This window comes from Clostridium sp. AF50-3, from assembly GCF_003477445.1.
GTDB lineage: Bacteria > Bacillota > Clostridia > Lachnospirales > Lachnospiraceae > Otoolea > Otoolea fessa.
On sequence record NZ_QUDH01000001.1, the window covers coordinates 370603 to 395252 of the forward strand.

Below are 24650 nucleotides of genomic sequence, written 5' to 3' on the forward strand. Positions count from 1 at the left end.
AATGGAGTTGAACTTACCAGCCGAAGAAAGACAACAGATTTTAGGAACCGCTTTGCAAAACAAAACAGTTGAAATACATGACCTGATTAGCTTCTTAAACTGGCTCATCCAAACCAGAAAAACTCAATCAAAATATGAAGTTGCAATTAGCAAATGGCAGGAAGATTTGCAATTTGTAAAAAAATTTGAACTAGAAGAACGAGAAAAAGTAAACATAAAAGGAATATTCGTTAAGAGATAATAATGGTAAGAAGCTGTTTGAAATAATATTCGGCAGCTTCTTATTTTATACAATAAAATAGCAATTTTAGATATATCCCATCATTTTCGCGCCCCGTGAAAATGGTTTTTAGTTTCTCTTTTGCCACGTGGCTGCATTTGGACTAGCGGTATAAATACATCCACTAGAACTGATTGCCACTATCAGATAATTCCAAATAAAGGCAATAGTAACATTTCGATCCGGAGCTAGAGTTGTATCCCAGTTTATAATTCCAATCACAGGGATACTGCCATTTTTGCTATATGTTTTAAATATATCGCCGATGCTGGCAAGCGAAGAAATGTTTGCTATTTTTGCTCTTCCGGGCAAGTCGCTATTTAACGAAGTAATGGCATCATTAGCACTTTGCAGTCCATTTTCAGTAGTAGACATTCTACCAGTAAGATCTATCACTCTTTTTGCAACTTCATCAATCAAAGCCTGTGCCGTGGTTTCACCTAATGCTTCAACAAGAATCCCTTTTGAGTCCACAGTTTTTACTTTATCCGCGTCTACATCCATTCCCTCACCAGATTCCCCATCCATAAGTTTTGCGTGAGCTACAGCGGTATTATCACTGCTATTCATAAGAGATAAGTATTTACCACCATTCTGATCCGAATAGGAGAGATATTTACCTTGTTGCGCGAGAGAAGATGAAGTATTCCAAAGTTGTACGGAAGAATCGGTAATATTATCTGATTCATCGGTGGTAGCATAATCTATATCTGGATTCAATTGACCTTTTTTTTCTAATTCCTTATATTCCGCTTTAGTAAGATGAACAATTTGAGCTACGTCCCCAAGACCAATATCTTCTTTTGTTAGTTTTCTAAAATCTGCAATGCCGTCCTTATACGATGGTGCAGCAAGAACAGTACCTTGTGTTTGAACAGCCGTTTTATCATATTTGTTATTTAAATTCTCATCTAAATTCTCAATATCAGAAGTTTTGTGAATATGAGAAATAGGAGCAAATATTTTTTTACATTCTGCGAGAAAAAGCTTCAATTTCCCAGGACTAATAAAATTAATCAGCTTCATTTAATACCTCCATAATTTTAAAAAGTCCATGAGGAATATTTCATCCTCACAGACCTAATTAAAAATAAAATTCACTTAAATTAAGCAGTCGGGAACATTGCCTTAATCTCTGCTTCTGTAGCCTCTACATACTCTACGGATTCAAGGTTTTTAACTCTGGTAGCCAATGCATTTGCATCGCCCTGTGCTTTAGCGGCAGCTTCTTTATTAGCTTTGATAGCATTAGCGGTAGCACCACCTTCAGCCAGAGAAGCCTTGTTTGCTGCAACATCAGTTCTCAGAGTGGCAACATCAGCCTCCTGAAGAGCACTGTCAGCTTTATTCAGAGAATCCTGAACAGTCTTTGCTAATTTAGCTTTGGTTACATTACCATCAGCAATTTTAGCTGTTACAACAGCACCATCAGCTAACTCAGCAGTGCCTACAGAACCAGCTACGATAGTTGCGCTGATTTCTCTTGTAGAAGAATCAATAGCAAGCTGAATCTGAGTTGCGTTAGCTTTTACAGAATAAATATCTACCAGTTTACCAACATTAATATAAATGGTGTCTTCTGTAGCATTAGCCAGAGTAAGAACTAAATATGTACCTGCTTCCTGACCTTTTGGATTTTCCTGAACCACACCAGATTTAACAACCATATCTTTCGGAATATCAATGGTTGCTACAGCCTTGCCACCCTGTTTGATTGTATAAGACTTAGCCATACCCTCAGTAGTTGTGGCAGTATCAACTGTGATTTCACCAGCGGTTTTTGCAGAATCAATTGCAGCCTTGTTTTCGTTTACTGCGCCTACAAGATCATTTTTTGCAGTAGTTGTTAAACCTTCAAGATTGCCAATCTTTGCCTCAACAGCAGCCTTGGCATCTTTAACCTGTTTCTTTACAGAACCATTAACGGTATCAGCGCCATCAAGTTTATCCAACACCTTTTTATTAGCTGTAATCTGCGTCTGTAATGCGTCTTTTGCATCCTTAACAGCCTTTGCTACGGAACCTTCCGCATCCTCTGCGCCATTCAGTTTAGCAATAGCAGTAGTGTTGGCTTCTACCTTTTTGTTCAACTCTGTCTTAGCGTCCCCAATTTCTTTGGTTACATCAGCAGACTTAGCCAGATCAGCCAGTTTAACGCCACCATCAGCAACAGAACCATTGGCATTAGCGATAATAACATCACCAGCGGTTGCATTTTTAATCAGATGCATAAAGTCGCTGAGATCGGTTTCTGGTAACTCAATGGTAAATGCTGCAACACTCTCGGCTGATGGCTTGGCTTCCGTATAGAATTTTAATGTATTACCGTTGATAGACACGGATTTCAAAGAACTTTTTGTAGCATTGGAAATTTGTGTACCGATATACTTTTTAATCAAACCATCATATAACCGCTGGTTTTCAAGAGTAATAAGGGTGATTTTTGTTGTGTTTGCCATAAATATTTCCTCCTTTGGAAAATTTAAAATAAATTAGTAATATCTGAAGCCTCAGCAGAAGTGAGACGTTCATTTAGCTTAGTTTCAATCTGTTGATCTATGAGTGATTCCAGATTTTTTGAAATCGCATCGGCAACATAATCGGAGACTTCTTCTTTTGTTATGAAGTTCATCGCCGCGAGCTTTGCGTCCACATAAGATTCGGTTGCATATTTTTGCTCTGCGAGCCATTTCTTTGTTGGAATGCTAGATTCAGAAGCGATGGCATTATCCATAACCGTGTAATCAAAGATGTCAGAAGAAGTGATTTTGCGAATCGTTGCCACGCCATCCGAATGCCCTACCAAAAAGAAATTATCATTAGCAGACGAATAAACTGTTGCGTCGCCCAGACAAATCTTATATTGCCCTCGAATTTTGTATACACCGTCGGATAATTCCGAGACGATAACAAACTTATCTAGCGTGCCAACTAAATTGTAAATAGGGCGATTACCTAACGCATCGTAATTAACATCGGCATTGCCCTCATCAAGTTTTGAAACATAATATGCATCGCCGCGCTTGTTGACAATATACGCAACATATGTATCATTGGTTAAAATGGCAACAATCTGCCCCTCATAGGTATCCGTCGCAATATTCAATTCTGATTCTGCTGTGGAAATATCTGAGAACCGATAGATTTTAGATTGAATTGGATGAATGGATAAATCAGAGCCAATAAAAATATTCTCATGAGTGTCATTTGTATAAACGATGTCATTTGCATCGATCTGCCCGGCTGCAATCAGCCGCTCAATATCACTGCGTTTAACATAGGAGAATTTGGCTCTGTGTGTATTTTTTGCAGAAGCCATTATTCGCCGTCCTCCTCATAAGTATTGACAAGAACCATGCCATCGGCTGTGTCATTGGCAATCGCATCGCCAAGGTCACTGACTTTGATGCCGGTTCCCTTCTTAACCCCACCAGACGTTCCATAAATAGTGCTGGAATCTGTGTCTAAAACGATGTCGTCTAGTTTGTCTTGTACTAAACTATTTTGAAGATCTGCCATAGCTTTAACTACCTGTTGAGTCGCAGCAATACGTTGATCTAATGCCGTTAAAGCCGAATTGGATGCGACAAACCAATTTGAAACTGGAATAATTGGCATAATGAACGTATCCGTTTTTCGAACGATTGTTTCTACAGTGCCATCTTCATCCATATCGACATCTATGAATGTCATCGCAAATTCAACATTTCCGACTTCCGATGTGAGATTGGTGTCGATTTTCAGTTTATACAGAATATAATCGGTTTTATATTCCGCGTCTGCAATTTCCAATTCAACAAATCCGTGATTATGGCTGATAGGTGTTAGGTATTCTAGCCGTGCGACGTATCGAGACATATCAAGTTCGTCGTACAGTCGCGGGATAATAATTTGCAAAACATCAAGCAGTTTAGAATTTTGCATAATTCGTTGACGCTTGACTACCGCGACGGTATTATCATTCTGAACCAAAACCTCAAACATTTCACCCTCCTTTCTTATTCACGATAAATTTTAAGTAACCTAATATTCAAATCCTTTTTGGGGATTTTGACAGAGATAAATGAAATGGTATGCTCGTCACTATTATCATCAATAGAAACGCTTGCCTTAGATGCTGGAATCATAGAAGCATTGTCGAACCATGCCATGACCCGATCTGTTTGCAGAACCTTGTCATTCGAATAAGTCCATTTATATTTAAAGCCATCTTCGCGCTCAACCGTTTGCCAATCAGAGGTCGGAATAATAATGTTTTCTCCGACAGTAATGCCGGTTAGTTGTTCAATTTTCTCGGCAGAATATGTAGAAGTTTTCTTTTCACCTTCGCTGGACGGCTCATCCACAATTCCTACCTTATATTGAGCAATTTTCTTCAAATAAGTTTCAACATCATCTTTGAAGAATTGTTGGGTTGCTTTAAGTCCGTCGGAAATCTTGTTTATGTCATCGGCAGTAAACAGACATGGCATAATTTGTGGGTATTTCGATCGCAAAGTTTCAATTGTCGCGATGTCCATATTGTCCCAAGCTTCTTGATACTGGGCTACGATCGGCTGCATAGTAACCGGGATGTCCTGCTTATTCGCCCAGTTATCTACTTTGCCCGGAAATTGCGAACGAGGATATTCTTCATAAATCCCTTGTTCTTGATTAAGAGACATGATTCCTCCTATCTTGTTGTAGTGTTATTTTTCTTGTTATAAACAAAAGAAAAGTCCTCTGAAAAACGGTAGAGGACCAAACTCATTGTCCCGTCGCCGGTTGACCAGCTAAAGGATTTTACTATATACTGATACTTTTTCTTTGATTCCACACGACGCATATCCATGTTTTTATCTTCAAGGCTATACGGCACATATTCGACTTTCATGTTTACATCCAGCCAGGGAATAACCAAAGTTTTCAAACTAATTGTGTCGAGCATGGCGGTGCTCTTATAGGTCAGATATTCAGCCTGGTTGTAGCACGCTGCATCGTCGCTGAGGTTAGAATAGTCTACAGATCTTTTGATGATATATCCCAGATTCGTTGTGCTATACGGGCAGTCCGCGGATTTCTCCTCATAGACACCGTGGCACTGATATTGTCCAAGCAGAAACAGCCCTGCCTCCAACGTCTCGGCAATCCAGCGCATTGAGCCGTCGATACCGGAAAACATAAATCGTGTCTGCCTTTAACACCCCGGCAGTAAGCGGTTTTTGGTTTCCATCATAAATCGGAATAGGAGAGCAGTCATTGACCGAAAACTGGGGATTCGCTAGATTATCAGAGCAGATTTTAATACCGATCTGTGTGAGATTATCAATGTCGCTCCATTTTTCAAGATTTGCCAGTGTGATATGGTAAACATTGTCTGCGTAGGTAGACATTTCGGCGTAGCGGTCGCTGTTACTTAACTCCAAAACCTTGCCCCAAACTTCGGTTACATTGTATATACTGGTAAAATCAACGTTAGTAGACTCGGTTTCTGTCACAATGCTCCGCATCAGCTCATTGTCGAGAACAATAGGATCTTCTAAACAAGTGGGGACCTTACGCCAAACAAAAGTTCCATCTACGTCAAAGAAAAACTCCCATGAATCATACAGATCGCGGATTTTTGTCCAAACGTCTGCGTAGGTCACACCGGTGTCAAATTCCAAATCATACGGAATCACATAGTTCATGTCTTCGATGACATATCGCGTGATTCCAGCATCCTTTAACGTCGCGATGATACTTTGCCTCATGTCTTCGCCCGCAGGAATCAACAAACCATGAGCCGTGATATTTTGAGTTGTATCACCCACATGAGAAGAACCGTAGCCGCTCAGTTCCCCGTTCAAAGTGCCGTCATACAGAGCCATCAAATCAGGCAGGTAACAGAGAGCAGCCGTTCAGAAGCACTGTAGGAATAGTTGAGTGTCGTGTAGGCGAAGACTCCGAGCCGATACCATAAGATCTGCCGCTCGCGCAAAGAGTAAACGCCATAGAAAACACGAATACGCTTATCCAGCCATATTTTTTTGTCGCGCCCAATCTGAAAGCTGTCGTCAGTAACCACAATATCCGCTTTGTAGCTGCGACGTTGGATACTTTCGGAATCCACAGAGTAAGTATCGCTCTTGATGTTTCCGGTCAGAGAGTCAATAACCTTAAAATTACTGTTTAAAAGCTCGACCTTGAGAAAAACTTCCTGCTCACCCTGACGCAAGATGTTAAGATCGGCTTGAGTTGCTGTATATGCCATGTTTCACCTACCGATCTACATCCACGTCGATAAAACCATTGTCATACAGATCGCCGGTTGCATAGGCATCGCCGCATTCTGTTACCGAAAATTTCGTTGTGACATGGTTCCAATAATCATGCGACTCCGAAGGACTGGAAGTGACCGCAATCATATAAATATTACCCTCAAAGTCTTTGAAAACCTTTGGCTTTCCATTTGTTAAGAAATTATTAATGGTATTTCGGTAATTCCAGGCATTATCCCAGTCAATCATGCACTTCGATATATCGGCAAAAGTACATTCGATGTCGCCAGAATAGTATTTAAGGTTTCCATTCTTAATGATGACCGGACGCTGCCGCCCCCAAGTTTCCACCGTACCGACTTGCTGGTTTAAGGTTCGGGAGAAATCCATATCCATCATGAGCGGGTAGGAAACATCGCGCTCACACATAAAGTATTTGTCAAAAGAAGAACAAACACTACTTATGATATATTTGCTCTCACCGCCGGAAATAACCGGGACGTAAGCATATTCCACTTCGCCGACAGGCTCCAAATAGTCAGTGATGTGAATTTCAAAATCCTCATTGGTCTTAATTTTCTTTTCATAAATGGTTTGGAAGCGGTTGTCTTTTTTGGTTCTTTTTTTAATACGAACTGATTCGACAATAGACTCTGTGAAGCTTACATTGCCGCCATAAAGATCGCCAGCAAAAACAGCGTGCAGACGGGTATCAAAAGTCCAAATGCTAGGAATAGAACCGTCAAAATTATCAGGCTTGGTTATTGCGACGGAAACGTATGTCTCGTCATAAATCGCATTTTCCAGTGTCAACCGTTCGATTGTGTCGGCAGCAGGGAGCGTCGATGAGAGAGTTGATGGCTCCCCGGCAAAGGATCTTCCCAGAATCATGCGGTACCTCTTTTCTTAACCAATACAGCTTTCACTTCATATAAATTCCCTTCGCGATTGACCAACAGAGAAAATTGCTGATCGTCGCTGGGGATGTCCACATAGTTACTCATAAGCACGTAAAACCTGCCGCCCGCCTTTACTCGGAGTTCAAAATAAGCCTTCTTGCCATCAGAGTCGGAAAATGCGCCCTCGCGATATACAATCATGGCTTCTGTCTGTTCCCCAAAAAATCTTACCAGCGACGTGTTTAAATTTGGTTTTTCAAAAAGATAGATAGAAGAATGATCGCCTTCAATTTCAAAACCAACATCGTATGCGATAGAGTTGTCGCGTAGATCGACTCGCTCTCCATCCAGAAAATCAACGGGCTTTTCCGATGTCGCCTGTGTGGAGATAATGTTTGATTTGATTTCTATTGCACCGATATCGGGCATATTATTGGATTCAAGCGGAGAGAAGACTTGGGCTTGGTTATAAGATACAGAAAAGGGAATAAATCCGGTATCAATGTTCATGCCATGCAACGTAACGCCGATGGATCGAACATAATATTGCTTGGCATTTTCCAATCCGGATACGATATATTGTAGCGATGTTGTGTCGTAGATCGAACCGGAATCCTGGAGGACTTTTTTTGCGTGATCGTATAACATAATACGATATGAGTCTAGTGGCTCATCCTCAGTTTGCGAGTATATGGCAGAAACGGAATAAGCAGACGCTCGCACGATGGCGTTTTCCTGAACCGACAAGGAAAAATTTGGCGTAGAGAAACAGTAGAATGGCGTTCCAATTGCCTGCTGCTCGGATTCGATATGATCTACATCGAGTACAGTAATGTAAGCAACATAATACTTTCCGTTCAAAAGAGTAGAGTCGCTTGGCACATTATACTGTTGCTTCATGTTTTCGACAGTTTCATCATATACGGTTTCGCCGCTATCGTTTTCTTTAATGATACAATGAACATATCTAATCTGGTTGCCATTCCAAGTGAAATTTATTGTCGCCCCCTTAGAGGCGTCAAAAGGCTCAATAGGATGTATTTGTGCTACCAATTTAACACCTCCTTTTTATAATATTTTGTGTGTAAAATTCAGATTATGAGAACATGAGTAATATAAAGGCTATTATACCAAAAGGAACTGATCTTAATAATGTTGTCAAAAGCGGATTTTATAGGTTAAACGCATCTAGTGATTATACTAATTTTCCAAATTCAGATCTATCATATGGACAAATGCTGGTAATTGCTGGCGGTTACGATACAGTTGTTCAAATGGCATTTTCATATAGTAATAGTGGACATTTTTATTTAAGAGCCGGAGTTTCGACCTTGCTTGGAGGTTCAATTGAGAAGTGGCAAAATTGGAAGGAATATAAATCTGTTTAAAATTAATCAATCTGTTTCCATGTAGACCACGCCGCATCATTAATCTTGGTTCTTTGCAAAATAGTCGTATCCGTTTGAAGAAAAATTTGCCATAGCCAGTTATCTCGCCCATTATATTTATCTCCTGTATTAACAAAAACGAGTAATATGCCGTAACAATAACCGTCATGAGGATTGCCTTGACCTGTTCCAGCATTACTTGCAACATTGTATTGTCCTTGTACAATAAATTCATTAAATCCATGTCCATTACTCACGCTACCATCAGTACGTTTTTTATATGAAGATTTAATATAGTCCGTGGTTTTATTAACTTTTGAAAGTTTGTTCTCATAATCTGAAATATGGGAAGTTAAATCAGCCTGTAACTTGGTCAAATCAGTCTGTAATTTTGTCACATTAGCTTTCAAATTACTAATCAAAAATGCGCTCCAACTCAATGCTCCTTTGACACCTTCAAGTACAGTTGCCAATGGATTTTTTGATTTTACTTTTCCAAGAGAGGGAATAATATAATTGAGAGGTTCATCATTTTCAGGGGTTTCTGTATAATTTGGTAATTTAGAAGTATCTACATCTGTATGATTCGTATCTGTAGTAGTAGGATAAATTCCATTATAATCTTCAAAGGCTGGCTGTTGTAATCCAGTAATAGCAGCACTTTGATCTGCGTTATATGAATCGTCCTGAGATGGGTTTACGATACGGATAGTTTCTGCAACCAACCCTTGTGTTGGAACCTTTTTCGCATGAAAATAAATCTTGCCAGCAGCAGAAGACACCCAGATATTAGCTTTGCTTCCAGCCTTTTGACTACTTGATGCAAAATATACATCCACGATACTTTCATCTAAAACCAGAGTATTATCAAGTGTACACATATATGTTCCATCTTCCTGCGTTTTAAATTCCCCCGGCAGGAGAGTAACATTGCTTAAAATTGCAGAATTTCGTCCACTTGTATAGCCAGCGATTTTCTGCCCGTTATGATAAATAGACATATTTTCTCCTTCTGATTATGCGGAAAGAATAAATAATTCCTCCCATTTATTCATCGGCGCGCAGATCCATACCCAGTCGCCGACAGCATGAGTCTGCGAACTCTTGACGGTATATTTCGCGCCTTTCCATTCTATTTGATACTTTCCGTCGCTGATAATGCTTGTGATTCGCGCTCGAAATGTGCGGTCAAATGCTGCCTTGTCAATCAATTTCTGCGCGTAGGAGAGTATCGTTGCGACAAGTTTATTTATGATTGTTTGGTTTTCCATGATACCTCCAAAGAAATATGGCGACCCCGTGATGAGCAGAGCCGCCATGAAACTATCTAGTTTTTGAAAATTGCTGAGAGAACGAAGACTCGATGTTCTTGTATAAATCCCGTGCAAAACCGTCCGCATCAGTAACATCCGGCATGACAATCTTATCGATCGTGACAACTACATTTTGAGACGTGTTTCGAATAGCCCGTTGCGCGCCAGCATCAAATGCTGATTTCATATTGGACAGAACCATTTCACGCTGAGGCTCATTGATAACCTGCTCGCCAATCTGTAGAAGTGCCGGGACCTCATCTGGCTCAAGACGTCGCAGACCAAGCAATTTAAGTTTCGCGTCAGTATCGGAAGCACCGCCGGATTCACCAACTGTGCCGACTTCCAATCCACTGTGATACTTCTTTTTCTTATCCTCGATCTCTTTTGCGGGACCTGTGGCTTCGTTGTGCTTGCGATTTTTTAAATCCGGATCGGATGCGGGACCACTCGGCTTTGAAGAAGATGAAGAGCTGGAAGATGAACTGCCGCCGGAAGAGTTTGAAGACGAACTGCTCGGTTTGCTAGTCGTTTCCTCTTCGTCAAACTCCTCTTCCTCGTCCTCATCGTCGCTCTTACGCTTGATATTTTTCAGATTATTCCGAACCTGCTTCAAGACTTTCAACATCTCGGAAACATTATCCGTAAGCTGTTGCCAACTAGAAGTATATTCTGAGATTAGTCCAGCGTTTTTCTGATACTGAGTCAAAGAAGAGAGGAGGCTGTCAGCAGATTTTGAAAGGTCAGCCTGGATACCGGCAAGCACCTGTTCTGCAGTCGCCCCAACCGCGCCGGTCGTCGTTTGCATATATTTCAATACATTATCCAGATTGCCGACTGCGGTCATGTTCTGGTTGAGTTGCGCGAGGAGTCCTTGCACACCTGCCTGAGCCGCCTCAAAGCTGATCTGTCCGGATTTATACGCCGTAATATATTCATTCAGGAGATTATAGATTTTTTCAGTAGAATCAATCTGTTTCTCATATGCCTGAATCTGATCGGCATTTTTCTCGTACAGTTGCTTGAATGAGGTGTAAATATCATCGTCCTTGCCGGAAAGAATCTTATCCTTCCAGCCGTCGCCGAGATACTGATTGGCAACCGCAGCATCCTGCGCCTTCTGAACATTTTCCGCGATCTCAGACCACTTTTCCTTGATTTTGTCAAGGGCATCAATCTGTTCTTCAACCTTATCGTTGTAATCGTCGAGTTGATCGTTCAACGCATCGAGCTGTTCCTGCAAGTTGTTCTTTGTAATATTAAACGTCGCATCCTGCACCGATTTCTGGGCGTTGCGAATCTTATCCGCATTTGCCTCATACACTTTCTGACCGTTTCGTATTACCGCCTCGGTTTTCTGTGTGGTAGCAACGTGTAAATTATAAACAGCCTGTTCAAGCTCTTGCTGCAACTGGAGTTTTGTATTCTGTTTGTCCAGCAGATCAATTTTGTCTTGGATAGCCTCTTTCTGCTTTTCAATAGACTTCTGAAACTCCTTTTGTTGATCCTGAATAGCCTTAGTCTGGTCTTCGATCGCCGTCGTCGCCGCACTGATAACAGTCGTATAGTCCTTCTGTAAATCTGTCAGTGCTTCTTTAACCGTGTTTAAATCAGAAGAGTAGGTATTTATCTTATCCAGTGGGATCTTGAGCATTTCCTCATTCCACTTTTTAAGATTCTGCACCATACTCGACATTTCTGAATTGACACTTTGAAGCTGACCGTACAATTCATTCCAGTTGTCAGAGCCGACTTGATAACTGTCCATGACGTCTTGAATGACGCGGGACTGCTCTTTATACTGGTCGATGATGGTAGAACCATTCTTGATAAGCTCTTGGTAATAGTCGGCGCTTAAAGTTGTGCCGGAAGCCTCCAATTCTGCGCCCCAGTTCTGAATCGCAGTCGAAATATCCTTGTACATACCGATAACCGTGGACATATTGGTTATCGGCATTTCTTTCAACTGCTTGTTGTATTCAGCTTGTGACTTTTTCAGATCGATAAGCTCGCCCTTTGCCTTGGAAATATTTTCTTTTAAACTCTGATATTCCTCGGTTCCAGTAATGTCCTTACCTTGCTCTTTGGCTTTGGCAACAAGATCTTCTAGTTCGCTTTCACGTTCAGAAATTTCGCTACGCTTATTTGAAATTTGACCGGAAGTGTTAGAGATCAGCTTCTTATAAGAGGATGCGCCAACAACATGTCCGGAAGCCTTTGCCAGATCGATGCTTTTCTGGACGAGGCTGTTATTATTTTCAAGCTGTGCGGCTTCTTTCGCAAGAGCGGTCAGCCGGTTGTTATGAAGCTCTTCAACGGTTTTATAATACTCACGCTCGGCATCCTCGGCATCAGCGATGGCACCCTGGTATTTGTCGTACCAAGTAATCGCGTCCTGAATACTTTGTGAGAGGGTGTCGCTGCCCGATTTCGAATCTTTGCCGCCGGTTTCTTTGGCAAACGCTTCAACAGAATTAGCGCCATGCTCGATTTTATCTCGGTAGCCGTCTGGTAATTTTGCCGCGAAACTCTCATAGGTATCCTTATAAGTCTGTAATCCGTCCTTGAGTGTGGCTAATTTTTCTTTCTGAATATCCAGCGATGTTAAGATGGCATTTTCACGCGATTGTTCGAAAGCTCCACTTTGAATAATATCATATAATTCCTGCACCGATTTTCCAGTAGAGGTCGCAAGCTCGCCCAACTTAACCATGCCTTGCCAGTAAGTGTCAGAGGTAGGATCCGTCGCGAATAAATCGCTAATTTCCTGCAACTGATCGGCTGGTAAACCGAAATACTGAGTAAAGGTGTTAGAGGAGATGTTTGACATCCGGGATTTCTGTTCATCAAGCAATTTGATCCGACGCTCAATCCAGTCGGTTAAATTAGATTCGGCTTTTGCCGCATCCTTCGCCGCCTTGGCAGAATCCTTGGTAGCTTTCGCGTTCTTGGCAAGCTGTTTATTGTATTCGGAAATACTGTCTTTACCGTATGTGGTAATACCTTCAGTATGTCCACTTACAATACCACCACCCGGATAAGCCGTACCCGCCGCATAAGCTGTACCGCGACCATTGACAAAGCCGCGTTCCAACAGAGCTTTCGACTTTTTAGCATCGAAGACAATAGCACCTTTCGGAAGAGTAGCAAACTCAGCACCGTTATCGCCGTATGTACGCCAAGAGCCGTTTTTCGGGTCAACAACAATCTCTGGTCCCAGCTCGCCAATAAGCGCTGTTTCAGTTTTCGGGACGTATGGATCTCCAGCCGCCTTGGCTGGTTTCGGTTCGGTTCCGCCAGAAGTCAGACCGATATTTGCCATCGTGACAGATTGTTGGGTCATGATGCCGTCGAGGAGTGCTTTAACACGCTTCAACGCGGCTTCCGCCTGCGACGTATTCGCCGTAAGGTTGAACTCCTTGTCGGAAGTCAGCTCGTCCTTTTTATCCTGAGCATCCTGTACGCTTTCATCCAGAGTAACTTTCAGCGTGGCAATCATGTCAATTTCGTCTTGCTTATTCTTGACCTGTTCTTCTAAATTACTCTTGTCGTCAAGCAGTTTATAATAATAGTTGGAACCCTTTATATTTTCATGACTCAGTCGTTCATTGACCCGATCTAACTGCGACTGCAAATCTTGGAGTTCCTTCTTCGCCTGCTCGTCTATGATGTCAATATTGATACTACTCAGACCGGACAGAGAAAGCATCTGCTCTTTTAAGTCGCCAATAACCTGTTCTGCGCCGTCAGCATTAATGTCAAGCCCGTAAGTCTTTGAAAGTTCATCGGCAATATCATACATTTGCTGTTGAACGTCTTGCAGGGCAGCCCAACTCTTTCCGTCGGTATTTCGAACGCTTATATCACGAGCCTGCACTTTCAGATCGGCATATTTCTGCGCCAGTTCGTATTCCTGCTTCAACTGCTGGAAATCAGTATCGGAATATGTCTGATTAAACATTTCATAGCGCTGCTGGCTCAATGTCTGCATTTGGTCGCTGGCTTCGCCAAATTCCGCAGAAATTCTCTTCAAGTCCTGATCGATGAGTTGGTAGAACGTCGCCTGATAATTATGGACCTTTTCATCCCATGTATCAGCCTGTGCGATCATGTTCTCTATCGCGTCGGATGCCACGCCGTTATCCCGGTAGTTCGCGGATTCCTCATGAGTAAGCCCAGTATCGACTTTCATGAGAATACCTTTGCCGCCGTTTTCGATCTTATCGGCTGTCAGCATATCTTCCGACTTAGCAAGCGTCTCATTCAAATACTCATGTAAAGCTTCTGGAGACAATACTTCGCCGTTTGGCATGATAGGAGTGTAGTGAACCATGACATAACTGCCATCGTCCTTGCCACCACGCCATACAAAATCGCTGGCGGTGTAGGTGGTCGCTACGTCGCCATCCTTGAAATCAGTGTAGCCAGCCGCCTGCATCTTATCTGCAGAAATTTGCGGTCGATTTGTCAGGTCAACATTTCCGTACTGACTCAGTTTTTTCAGCGCCGTTTCCGCGTTCTTAACATCAGTGTCGTCTACGTCAACTTTGATTCCCTGCTTTTCCAAATCATTCCGCAGGTTATCATACTGAGTGCGCGCCTCGAACAGGGCGTCGTCCAGATCTTCTAATCCTTCCAAGGACCAATCAAATTTTGAGCCGTAGGTTTCCAGCTCGCCGAAAATTGCCCGGACAACCTCTTCGGTCAGCCCCAACTTATCAACGAAATCCTGAATTCTTGTACCTTCAACAATATCCGCGCCCTTTGCGGCACTTCCGGTCATCAACCCTTTCTTTACCGCATCATTGATAAAGTTTGAAACACCGCTACCGTTATCTGCTAGATATCGTTTCAGCTTTTCAACATATTTTTTAACTGCGGCTTTGTCCTCGGAGTCAATATCGTCCGGGACAATAAATCCAACCGCAGATTTGAATTTCTCTGTACCAACCTTACCGTTTGCCAAACCTTCCATGACCGCTTTAATCGCGTTTCCAGCATCGGTAAACATCGTTCCCTGTGTCGGCGCATTTTGACCTGCGAGCCATGCTTGGTAGTCACCGGTTGCCTGTCGAATCTGAGAGGAGAGAAGTTCATAGTTTTTGGCATTAAGCGCAATCTGCTCATTATCGCGACGAAGAGCATCAATCGTGTCCTTGGTGACTGTAATACCATCTACGATCGCTTGTTTTTTATCGCCCAGAGCCGCGATGTACTTTTCAATGGTGACACTATTCTGACTGTACTGGTAGCGTTCCTGCTCTTCATACGCCGCGATGGTTGCCAGCTTATCATCGGCTTTCGCTTGGCAAGTTCACGTACCCGCTCCGTATTAAGTTGCATTACGCCATTGGTGTATTCCAGGCAATTCGCATACTGTTTCAGATCATCCGTCAGCGTAACAGATTTGCCAGTGGTCTGAGCCGTCAGAGCCGCGTTTAGAGATTCATAGGAAGAGCAGACCTCATCAACCTCAGTTTGAGCGTGTCCATATCACTAGAGGACATTGTATACGACCGCGCAAGTCCCACCGCCGCGAGGGCATTCTCTTCCTCGGCATCGGTCGCAACTCCTAATGAATCTGCAAAATCTAAGAAACCATCTGAACTTTTCTTTAAGCTATTATAAATAATTTGCTCATAGGGAAGCAACTGTCCTCCGGCAGCCATGTAGACATCGTAGCCGTTTATAACTTGTTCAACAGCGCTGTATAATCCCTGTATATTCTGAGCCGAATCAGCAAGTTGGCTCGAATACTCCTTCGACTGATCCATCAAATCATTGTACTGCTCAACAAGCTTACCATATGCGGACGACTGCTTATCAGTCATCTTATTCATCTCATCAGAGACTTTGAGGAGGTCTGCGTCAACATCTTTCTTTGCCGACGCTTTCTCGTTATAATCTGCAATCGCTTCATTCAGAGCCTTGTCTGGACTCTGTCTTTCGTTAGCTGCTGGACCATGATCCTGAGCATATGGATCTCTATGAGCGGAAGCACCACCCGTTGAATCATCTACTCCAGAATCAAAACCCTGTCTATACAGATCGCGGGCGTCGTTGGCAGCCTGCATTGCCGCAATCTGTTGTTCTGCCTGCTTGATTTTAAGCTGGGCTTCCAGTTCAGCTTTCGTCTCCTTCAAACGCTGATATTGTTCATCGCTGACAATGGTAATGCCATTCGTACCTTCTAGCTCGCGCATCTGAGCTTCACACTCTTTAAGCTGCTGAGTCAGATCCTTAACCTCGTTCCCTGCGCTATCGTATGCGTCCAGAGAATTTTGCAAGGCTTCTTTAGCGTATTTGACGCGGTTTACATAATTATCATACGCTTTGATGACAGCACTGATCGCCATGCCTGCCAAGAAAGAAACGCCCATATTCAGAGCCGCCGCGCCAAGAGACTTCATGACGCCGCCGAGCTGTGTACCTATGCCGACAGTAGACTCCAACTGTGCGCCAAAATTCTCCGCCGATTGTCCAGCCTCATCGGTGTTGTGAACAAATTCGCGGATCTGTGCATCAACCTTGCCCTGTTTATCAATATAAGAGGTCAGGCTTTCGCCCGCATTTTTCGCGCCTTCCTGTAATTTCTGGAAAACGGAGACGAGTTCATTTTTCCGGGTATCTTTATAGCCGGAACCGATAGAAGAGAAGAAAGTGCCAATTTTATTTGAGACACCCTTCTCATTTGCACCCGCATCGAAACTGTTTTTCAGAATAGTTTTCCAATCTCCAATGGATACGCCACCCGCTGTGAATTTATCATTCCGAGATTTGAATATCGAACTTATCAGAAAATATGCTGTCGTTTGAAAACAACATACAACTTGTAAATATATTTTAACAATGATAAAATGTGTTTAAAGACAAATGGGGAGGTAGCACTATGTATTGTATTAGATGTGGAGGAAGAAAGAGCACGCTTTTTGGAAAATGCTATTATTGTAAAACGAGAACTGTAAAGGATACTCCGACGGAATGGAGCGACAAAGACTATGGTCTTCAAAACGATGAGTGGTTCAAACTCACCTATGAAGAGCGCCGAAAAATAGAAGAGGAGTCTTTCATCCCGTTCCTGCGAGAGACAGATCCGGATTTTTCCGAAGAAGCTTACCAGCACCGGCTCGAAAAGGAGCAGAAGTGGATTGAGGATGATAAAAAACTCAAAGAAAAAAATGCCAAAGAACACGAAGAATACCTAAGAAAGCAGCAAATCGAATGGGATCGCCGGGCAAAGTACACTCCTCGCTGCCCGATCTGCGGTTCACCCAGAATTAAGAAGATTTCGGCAGTCACAAAAGCTGGCGGTGTGGCGCTGTTTGGACCGCTGGGTATGAGGAAGGCGATGAAGCAATGGCATTGCGAGGATTGCGGGAGCGACTTTTAAACTTCGCAATCAATGAAGCCAAGAAGCACCTGTGCAAGCCGTTTGGCAAACCAATCGCTAGTTTCTTCAATGATGCTTTTTGCCAGCTCGAAACAAAAATAGCTGATATATTCAAGATCTTCATCCGTTGGCTTACCATTAGTCGGATGGGAGCAGTCATCATATTTTTGACAGGCTTTTATGATTTTATTTTCAGTTTTAGTTTCCATTTTACACCTACTTTCGAAAGGAGAACAATTATGACGTTAAATGCCGATTGTATAAGAGATTTATTGCTGTACTTAGAAGAAAATCTATCATACGCAAAAGGTACGACAGATATGACACATAAAAAGATAGGCATAGGAGCACTCGCACAGGAATTGCCAAAGTATACGGAAGAAGAAGTTAAATATACCATAGAAAAGCTGTACGAAGCAGGGTATATTCATTTAACTGGCGTTAGTCTTAATAGTCAGAGATATATTGCAGTTGGATATGTTGACGATATAACATGGGACGGCTTCGAATTTCTGAATAGAGTCCGCGAACCGAAAATCTGGGAGGCAACCAAGAAAGGCGCCGCGAAAATCGGATCAATGTCGATTGCCACCCTTAGCACGATCGCATTCGAGATAATCAAAAACATCGCCACCAGACCAGAGATTATAGACAAGATAATGAGTTTCATCCCTTGGGCGTAATAAGAGACACGGAGGAACAATGAATATCACAATCCAAAAAGGCGCGAAATCCATCGGCGAGCTTTGCGGCTTTCCGTCGGATGCCGAATTTTGCCTTGATTTTAAAAGAAAAATCGAAGAGTATTGTGCCGAAATCGGCGCCGATCAGAACCATATCAGGGACGTCGCGATACATAATGAGCCGCGTTTCGGTGAGGTCAAGCGGGTAAGCTACGATCCACCCGGATACGACATTTTATTTTATCAGGCGATTCCCTTGTTTTTGTATAAGGACAACCCCGACAACACCCGATTTGCCGAATCGGTTATCAAGCACGAATTATATCATTGCAAAGATATAGATCTCATCGGGACGATGCTAGACCTCAGTGAAATTGAGCATAGTTCACATAACATTGATGAGCTATGCACGAATCTGGGCTACCGGCAATGGGGAGAATTTTATGCACATTACAATTCTTGCACCATTTATGAATCCTGCTATAAGTCGATAGCGGAGCTGGGCGATCTTTATGAAAGAGCCACGAATCTGACTGGTGACGCGGACGATTGGATCACGCTGTATGAAACCATAGCACACCCGCATATTCAAAATGCGGTTATTCTTGTTGCAAACAATTCACGGCTTCACAGTAAAAAGGTTCAGGATTGCATAGCCGAATTTGCCGCCGCGCACGAAAGCTCCGGGGAATATTTGAAAAGAGTCCAGAGTGTTTTCGAGGAAAAGTATAGAGATTACCCGAACTGGGTTTCGTATGATGCTTTCAAAGAGCTTGGCGAAATGTTGCTGGATGTGTAAAGAAAAGCGGGAGAGTGGAGAACCGTCCTCCCGTGTTTTATTTCGACGATTTTATTTATTATGTCTAAACAATTTTCCGGCTTTCCGGCAAGATGCCAAAAGTTCCTTAGAAATTTTGTTCTCATTGAAGGAACTGATGAATTCCGGTAAATCCTGCGCCTTGACGAGAACTATTCGGTTATCTGGAATAGGTCGATTTTTCATAAACACCTCCATTAGAAAATTTCTATATGTTTGACGTCTGACATTCTGACCATAATTCGCTCAAAAGCCTTGCCCTCATAATCCGCCCCATTGTATACATTAGCGTCTCCGGCATCGTCGCAGATGAACTTTGTATATGCGGCGAGAACCAGCCAGCGGTCGTCTCCAATATCCTCTTTATAACAAAATGCACCTACCAGGTAGTAATCTTCATTGTTCAAATAAACCCGAAGAGTAGTACCATTTTCATAATCGAGATTGTCTTTTAAGGCATCTTCGTGCAGAGTCCCCTTTGTTATCTTGGCAAACGCGTGATTAAAGCGTCCAGATTCCAATATGGCAATAATAGCAATGGTCATGATGATTCCAATTAATGTTGCAGTGAGTGATGCTGCCGCAGAGCCATTTCTAAACTCAATGCCTAAGATGATATACATAACTCTAACCATCGCAATAAGCAAATAACTTACCAAGCATCCCGGAATCAGGACATTGCTCTCTGGCATCACATGACTTCGTACCCGACGAAAAATAACAACGGCGACACTTCCGGGAACAATATACTGAAAAAGCGTTGGCAGATTTGATATTAATTCTGTGAACTGTTCGATTTTCCTGCACCTCCATTCGTTTTGCGCCGATCACTCTTCTCTCCGTGATTTCTAACAGGGACCTTTACTAATTCCGAAGAAAAGGTTCCGCGCGTCGAATCGTTGCCTTTTGTACTCATAATAAAATTCCTCCGTTTTTTTGATATATAAGATCATACATCAAATTGTCAGAGAAATCAACGTATTTTTCAGAACAAATGTTCTTTCGCCGCTTTTGCAACCCCTACGGCTGGGGTCAAACCACATAGAAGACAGAGGCAAATCCCTGCTGTGTTTACTAACCGCTATGCTCGGCAAAGTCCTGACTGTTCATTACAGCATCGGGAATTTCACCCGCTGCCGCTTGCCCTGGCAGTCGATGAGACTAGCACTCAAAGAGTTTCCGCCTTAAAAGACTTGTGCATTTCTGCGCTGTCGTCTGCTCGTAGCGTGAGTTTCGGCATTGTCACGATCCGCACCCCGTCGCCGGAATGGGAGAGTAGCCGGAGGTTTACACGCATCCAAGTTCTCTAAACACTAAAAGAAGCAACCATATGCAGAGGGTTGCCATATCTGCAAATTCAACCGTGTATCTCACGGAGGATAATATAAAGAACGGCACTTCGCACCGAAGACTATACTATGTAGGCATATTCTGAGGGACAACTTTTTGCCCTACCTACGTCTTGAAGAGTTAATGCTGCACCCATTGAACCGAGAATTGTCGGAAGAGCACCAAATTTTGAAACTAACGTCGTCACACGATTAACAAAGCCATCAATCAGTGAGATACCATTTTTCACAGAGCCAGTATTAAGAAACGCATTCCAAAATTTATCAGCATGGTTTTGAAGTTTGGTAAGCCGACCGTCAATACTATCAAGGTAACGGTCAAGCTCTTGCTGCGCGGAATCTTTTGAGTCATATTTGGAAGATTTATAAGCCTTTTCCAACAGCGACGGATTTTCCAAGATAGAAGCAGCGATATTTGCACGATTTTTCTGTTCAATTAAACAAGAGTCGCAAGCTCTCGCCAATTTATTATGTAATCTGTTTGTCTAATATACTTTCAATGTTATTATAATCTGTGTAAGGGATTCTGATTAGAGGAAGCTGGTTTTTGGAACAGTAATCATTTTTCATGGCATCATGTTTCAATGTGTTCTGATGATTGGCAAGCGCCTCCTCATCTGAAATACCATTGAAATTCACCGGTCTAAAATGATGCTCTCCATCATATTCCACTAGAATATTTTTTGATGTAATATAGAAATCAAAAGGAAGAGGAATTTTATCTCTGCAGTCATCAAAAGCATACTGCATTATATAATCATACCCCTTCTTTTTCAAATAGTCTTCGATACGACGTTCGCCCTTTGAAAACCGATATTTCGTCTTTTCAAGACAATGCTTACATCCAGCATCAATATTTCTGACCATATTACTACGCCGCATATATTGAATACCAGCGTTAGGATGTAAATTACAGATAAAGGTGATAGTGATTTTCCCATTTAATCGAGTCGTTTCTATGTATTGAAAATTTTTTTGTTCACAAAGTGCTTTATCGGCTTCGATTTTTTCTAAAGTCAAGCCAGTTTTTCGCGCCGATTCTGTTTTTTCTCGACCACACCAATAACACCCGCGTCCATTTTCAAGATGTCCTAAGCTAATTATTTGAACACCCTTATCTCTATGCTTGGGACAGATGTATTTTAATGAATTCGTAGCCGTATCTTTAAAATCGCTTGAATCTGACAACAGCTCATAATTGGTTTTAGAAAATGCAAGCAAAACATCTGAAAAGCTATGCTTTAATTTTTCGCGGCATAACCCCATTCGCTTACGCTTTGTAGCAACTGATGTTTCACTATGCGTTTTTAAATGAGCAGAAATTTCACTATCACTCATGGTTTTATAATTGTTTCGGATAAAAATTAGTTCATCACAGGTCCAAGTATTTCTCATGCACTCCTTAAATGAGATTACATAATATTTATTTCTCCATCTTTCGACAGAGCACAGATCATGTTTTAAATCCTCGACTTTACGTTAGGACTCATACCTTTTCCATTTAACGGGTTTTCACCGACCCCATTTGCGGTTGGGTCGTACTCCTAATGATCTGGATATTCGGGATTTCCACCCTTATTTGATAGTCCGAGGACATTTCCAGATCCCGACGTGGGGATGATCGTTGAGCGTTCACCCTCGGCTAAAGTACCGTGTGGTCCACGGGATACGTTAGGGTGCTTCGTTGCAAACAAGCCATTGTTACATTTTCAACTTTTTAATCCTTCATATAGTGGTTTCCCCTATATTGTGGCATGAAATTTTAGGCTGCCCTTGCAGTTAAATATGTTCTATGAGAAATGCTTTCGCATCCTCCAGGCAAAAGTTCACCTGCTATTGTTTCAAGAAGCAAGTTCTTATTATTACTTCCGGTTTTAGCGTCAGTCTCAACAATTTCTTTGTATACCTGTGAAATCCCCAATAAATTCTCATAGGTAGATTTATAGTTTCCGTTCTTATCGAAAATATCGAAACCTTTAAAGCCATTGGAAGCCACAGCCGTCGCAGATTTGATAGTATCCCGCAGTTTGGAGACTGTAGTGATCATACCATCAATATCTTCGCCGGAATCTTGTAAAGACTGTGCGCCCTCTTTTGTTCCGGTTAAACGAAGCGCGATTGTTCTCAAACCTGCACCGACAGATGTAGGATCCTGTACAACGGCATTACCGGCAGTCATCAGAGCGATGGCAGAGTCCATATCATTTCCTGCGGTTTTCAATGCGCTTGCCGATCTCTGTAGACCCTCAGCCAACCCCTGAGTCGAGATAGAGAAGTTGTTACCAACATTATTCAGTTTATCAACAATATCATCTTTGCTCAGAGTATCATATGCCTGTGACATAGAAACCATCGCTTCGGTGGCTTCGTTGACATCTGTGAACTCAGACACATTCAATAATTTATTCGTGGTCTTTGCAGAAGCGGCGGCTTTTTCTAGGCTCTCACCAATTCGCATCCAATCCGCCGTAGAATTCATCAACTTTTCGCCAGTTGTACCAACTTCATCGGCACGAGAGAAGCTTTCAAGTTTATACTGCTGCAATGAACTTAAAGCATCATTGGAAACTTTCAGCATTTCAACATAAGCATTGTCCAAGTCATGAACTACATCAATGCCTTCGCGCATATACTGAAACATCTGCTGGAACGAGAAGAGATTGGCAAGCTGCCCGGAAAACTGCGACCAAATTTTCTCCTTCATAACATCGGCGAAAGAGCGTCCTTCCAGACCAGCTTCATGAATTTTAACTTTCAGATTGCCGAATTCACTGGCAAGTTGTGAGACATCGGCATCGGCGCCGAGAGAACGGATAGACGCTTTTAGGTCATCCAATTTCTTTTGAAAATCCGCAGTAAGACGGGTGTTTTTGCTTTGGTACTCTGAGATGGAGTCGATAAGGTTTATACGAGAAACGGCTTTTGAACCCTTCGAATCGGGAAGGTTTTTCTTCACCTTCTGAAGCTCGACCGCAAATTGTCTAACCTTCGACATCTCTGCATTAGAAATGATTTCAATACCTTGGATTTTCTCTAAATTCGCGACAAGCCCATTTATTGCCGTAAGATTTGCCGAATAGTTTGAAGTGCGACTTCCTTCTGGAATATTTTTATATTTTTCCTGTAAAGCCTGGGCTTCACTATATAACTTACCTGCCCGTTCAGTATAGACGGTTTTTAACTTGGATTGACTGGTCTCGGCAACAGAGTTAAGCTTCGCTATCCTAGCTTGAGCATCGTACTGTTCGTTAGTTTTAGCAATAAGCTTTTGAACTCCAATACGTTCTCTTTCAAGCTGCTCGATTCGCTTCTCATTTGCCGCAATCACATTTGAATCATTCGTCTTCGCCATTTTTTCCTTTACGGACGCTATTTCTTTAGTAAGACGAAGTTCTTTGGCAAGATTGTCGCGAAGTTCTTTGGAAATTTTTGAATTTCCGGGTGAGGCATTATTCGATGATTTACCGCCAGAATTTCCGCCGGAAGAGGTGTCAAATTTAACCTTGACACCACTTTTTCTCAGGTTTTCAAGCTTTTTAATTGCCTTTTCGATTTCTGATGTATCACCAATAATCTTGACTTTAAGATTTTTACCATCGAGGGTCTGTTGAGCGCTTGAAAACTCCTGCAAAACCTCCTTCTGCAGATTTCCCTTATCGACGGTTATTGTAGCCGTCAAACTGGCAACCTGATTTGCCATGCTTCCCTCCTTTTATAAATAAGATAGAACTGTATTTTCCCACTCACTTGCGAAACCAGAACGAACATAGGCGCTCATTGGGACACCCTGATTAAAATAAGGATTATACCAGTATTTCTGAACGCCGTTTGCCATTTGTCCAAAACGATAATTCGGTCTTGTCCAAACCGCCGGAAGACCGTGAATTCCCTGATTCCATTGTAAGTCCAGAAGATATGCAGGCGGGTCAATGCCCGCCCCATATCGTTCTTTCCATTCATAAATAGAACGGTCGTTTGCGAGGACGTTCGCGGAAAAACTTCCCATATCAACATAAGAATTGAATGAAATCACCGTCTTGTCATGGTGCTTTCGAATTCGATGTTTGTACCGTAAGGCGGAACTCATCGTATCCGATTTATTTAGAAACCAGTTCTCTGTGTATTTTTTTCGTATCTCCTTTTGTGCTTTATCCCCGGCGGAGATAAGTTTCTGTGTCGCTTTATCGGCGGCAGAGTCAATGGCACGGTTCAAAGCACTTTTATTGATTTTGAGTTTTCCCATATGCCTCCTTGAAATGATCCCGGAGCATTTGACCGCTCCGGAACCTAAT

General features: G+C 42.3%; 24 protein-coding genes. 5 read left to right on the forward strand and 19 right to left on the reverse strand.

Annotated features, from left to right (window positions below; genetic code table 11):
- Nucleotide 1 precedes the first annotated feature (1 nt).
- Nucleotides 2-241 (forward strand): hypothetical protein, encoded by a 240-nt coding sequence (locus DW085_RS01645; RefSeq protein WP_118490878.1) that lies wholly within the window; start codon nucleotides 2-4, stop codon nucleotides 239-241.
- A 108-nt stretch (nucleotides 242-349) separates the two neighbouring features.
- Here DW085_RS01645 and DW085_RS01650 read toward each other — a convergent pair whose 3' ends face one another.
- The 10 genes from DW085_RS01650 to DW085_RS01690 form a co-directional block, all read right to left on the reverse strand.
- On the reverse strand, nucleotides 350-1306 hold the full coding sequence (locus DW085_RS01650; protein ID WP_118490880.1) for a hypothetical protein: 957 nt from the start codon (nucleotides 1304-1306) through the stop codon (nucleotides 350-352).
- Between the two features lie 80 nt (nucleotides 1307-1386).
- A complete protein-coding gene (locus DW085_RS01655) occupies nucleotides 1387-2739 on the reverse strand; it encodes a hypothetical protein (protein ID WP_118490882.1) in 1353 nt (450 codons plus the stop codon).
- 23 nt (nucleotides 2740-2762) lie between these two features.
- On the reverse strand, nucleotides 2763-3599 hold the full coding sequence (locus DW085_RS01660; RefSeq protein ID WP_118490884.1) for a hypothetical protein: 837 nt from the start codon (nucleotides 3597-3599) through the stop codon (nucleotides 2763-2765).
- Nucleotides 3599-4264, reverse strand: a complete 666-nt coding sequence (locus tag DW085_RS01665) for a hypothetical protein (RefSeq protein WP_118490886.1) — start codon at nucleotides 4262-4264, stop codon at nucleotides 3599-3601. The genes DW085_RS01660 and DW085_RS01665 overlap by 1 nt, the downstream gene beginning before the upstream one ends.
- 14 nt (nucleotides 4265-4278) lie before the next feature.
- Complete coding sequence (locus tag DW085_RS01670) at nucleotides 4279-4944, reverse strand: hypothetical protein (RefSeq protein WP_118490888.1); 666 nt, start codon at nucleotides 4942-4944, stop codon at nucleotides 4279-4281.
- Between the two features lie 8 nt (nucleotides 4945-4952).
- Complete coding sequence (locus DW085_RS01675) at nucleotides 4953-5441, reverse strand: DUF5048 domain-containing protein (protein ID WP_118490890.1); 489 nt, start codon at nucleotides 5439-5441, stop codon at nucleotides 4953-4955.
- Nucleotides 5344-6129, reverse strand: a complete 786-nt coding sequence (locus DW085_RS18875) for a hypothetical protein (RefSeq protein WP_182430727.1) — start codon at nucleotides 6127-6129, stop codon at nucleotides 5344-5346. The genes DW085_RS01675 and DW085_RS18875 overlap by 98 nt, the downstream gene beginning before the upstream one ends.
- On the reverse strand, nucleotides 6129-6512 hold the full coding sequence (locus tag DW085_RS01680) for a hypothetical protein (protein WP_118490892.1): 384 nt from the start codon (nucleotides 6510-6512) through the stop codon (nucleotides 6129-6131). The genes DW085_RS18875 and DW085_RS01680 overlap by 1 nt, the downstream gene beginning before the upstream one ends.
- Nucleotides 6513-6519: 7 nt before the next feature.
- The gene (locus tag DW085_RS01685) at nucleotides 6520-7410 is read right to left on the reverse strand and encodes a hypothetical protein (protein WP_118490894.1); all 891 of its coding nucleotides are present in this window, start codon (nucleotides 7408-7410) and stop codon (nucleotides 6520-6522) included.
- Nucleotides 7407-8471, reverse strand: a complete 1065-nt coding sequence (locus DW085_RS01690) for a hypothetical protein (protein WP_118490896.1) — start codon at nucleotides 8469-8471, stop codon at nucleotides 7407-7409. The genes DW085_RS01685 and DW085_RS01690 overlap by 4 nt, the downstream gene beginning before the upstream one ends.
- A gap of 53 nt (nucleotides 8472-8524) precedes the next feature.
- On the opposite strand from DW085_RS01690, the gene DW085_RS01695 reads away from it, so the two are divergent.
- A complete protein-coding gene (locus DW085_RS01695; RefSeq protein WP_118490898.1) occupies nucleotides 8525-8806 on the forward strand; it encodes a pyocin knob domain-containing protein in 282 nt (93 codons plus the stop codon).
- 2 nt (nucleotides 8807-8808) lie between these two features.
- On the opposite strand, the gene DW085_RS01700 is transcribed toward DW085_RS01695, so the two are convergent.
- The 4 genes from DW085_RS01700 to DW085_RS01715 all read right to left on the reverse strand — a co-directional run bounded on the left by DW085_RS01700 (nucleotide 8809) and on the right by DW085_RS01715 (nucleotide 16571).
- Nucleotides 8809-9807, reverse strand: coding sequence for a hypothetical protein (locus DW085_RS01700; RefSeq protein ID WP_118490899.1), 999 nt, complete (start codon nucleotides 9805-9807; stop codon nucleotides 8809-8811).
- A 15-nt stretch (nucleotides 9808-9822) separates the two neighbouring features.
- Nucleotides 9823-10077 (reverse strand): hypothetical protein, encoded by a 255-nt coding sequence (locus tag DW085_RS01705; protein WP_118490901.1) that lies wholly within the window; start codon nucleotides 10075-10077, stop codon nucleotides 9823-9825.
- Nucleotides 10078-10129: 52 nt separating this feature from the next.
- On the reverse strand, nucleotides 10130-15130 hold the full coding sequence (locus DW085_RS01710; protein ID WP_118490903.1) for a hypothetical protein: 5001 nt from the start codon (nucleotides 15128-15130) through the stop codon (nucleotides 10130-10132).
- 427 nt (nucleotides 15131-15557) lie between these two features.
- Nucleotides 15558-16571 carry a hypothetical protein gene (locus tag DW085_RS01715; protein ID WP_118490905.1) on the reverse strand — a complete coding sequence of 338 codons (1014 nt, stop codon included), beginning with the start codon at nucleotides 16569-16571 and terminating at the stop codon, nucleotides 15558-15560.
- Nucleotides 16572-17008: 437 nt separating this feature from the next.
- Here DW085_RS01715 and DW085_RS01720 point away from each other — a divergent pair, with 437 nt between their 5' ends.
- The 3 genes from DW085_RS01720 to DW085_RS01730 are packed head-to-tail and all read left to right on the forward strand — an operon-like array spanning nucleotide 17009 to nucleotide 18991.
- Nucleotides 17009-17509: a hypothetical protein gene (locus tag DW085_RS01720; protein ID WP_118490907.1), complete on the forward strand. Its 501-nt coding sequence runs from the start codon at nucleotides 17009-17011 to the stop codon at nucleotides 17507-17509.
- Nucleotides 17476-18192, forward strand: coding sequence for a DUF2513 domain-containing protein (locus DW085_RS01725; RefSeq protein WP_118490909.1), 717 nt, complete (start codon nucleotides 17476-17478; stop codon nucleotides 18190-18192). The genes DW085_RS01720 and DW085_RS01725 overlap by 34 nt, the downstream gene beginning before the upstream one ends.
- Before the next feature lie 19 nt (nucleotides 18193-18211).
- The gene (locus DW085_RS01730; protein ID WP_118490911.1) at nucleotides 18212-18991 is read left to right on the forward strand and encodes a hypothetical protein; all 780 of its coding nucleotides are present in this window, start codon (nucleotides 18212-18214) and stop codon (nucleotides 18989-18991) included.
- A gap of 215 nt (nucleotides 18992-19206) precedes the next feature.
- Here the strand turns inward: DW085_RS01730 and DW085_RS01735 are convergent, their stop codons facing one another.
- The 5 genes from DW085_RS01735 to DW085_RS01755 all read right to left on the reverse strand — a co-directional run bounded on the left by DW085_RS01735 (nucleotide 19207) and on the right by DW085_RS01755 (nucleotide 24601).
- Complete coding sequence (locus tag DW085_RS01735; RefSeq protein ID WP_118490913.1) at nucleotides 19207-19701, reverse strand: hypothetical protein; 495 nt, start codon at nucleotides 19699-19701, stop codon at nucleotides 19207-19209.
- A gap of 719 nt (nucleotides 19702-20420) precedes the next feature.
- Nucleotides 20421-20822: a hypothetical protein gene (locus tag DW085_RS01740; RefSeq protein WP_147353915.1), complete on the reverse strand. Its 402-nt coding sequence runs from the start codon at nucleotides 20820-20822 to the stop codon at nucleotides 20421-20423.
- A gap of 4 nt (nucleotides 20823-20826) precedes the next feature.
- Entirely contained in the window at nucleotides 20827-21753 is a 927-nt protein-coding gene (locus tag DW085_RS01745) for a hypothetical protein (RefSeq protein ID WP_118490917.1), read from the reverse strand.
- Between the two features lie 367 nt (nucleotides 21754-22120).
- A complete protein-coding gene (locus DW085_RS01750; protein ID WP_118490919.1) occupies nucleotides 22121-24058 on the reverse strand; it encodes a phage tail tape measure protein in 1938 nt (645 codons plus the stop codon).
- A 12-nt stretch (nucleotides 24059-24070) separates the two neighbouring features.
- Nucleotides 24071-24601, reverse strand: coding sequence for a hypothetical protein (locus tag DW085_RS01755; RefSeq protein ID WP_118490921.1), 531 nt, complete (start codon nucleotides 24599-24601; stop codon nucleotides 24071-24073).
- Nucleotides 24602-24650 lie beyond the last annotated feature (49 nt).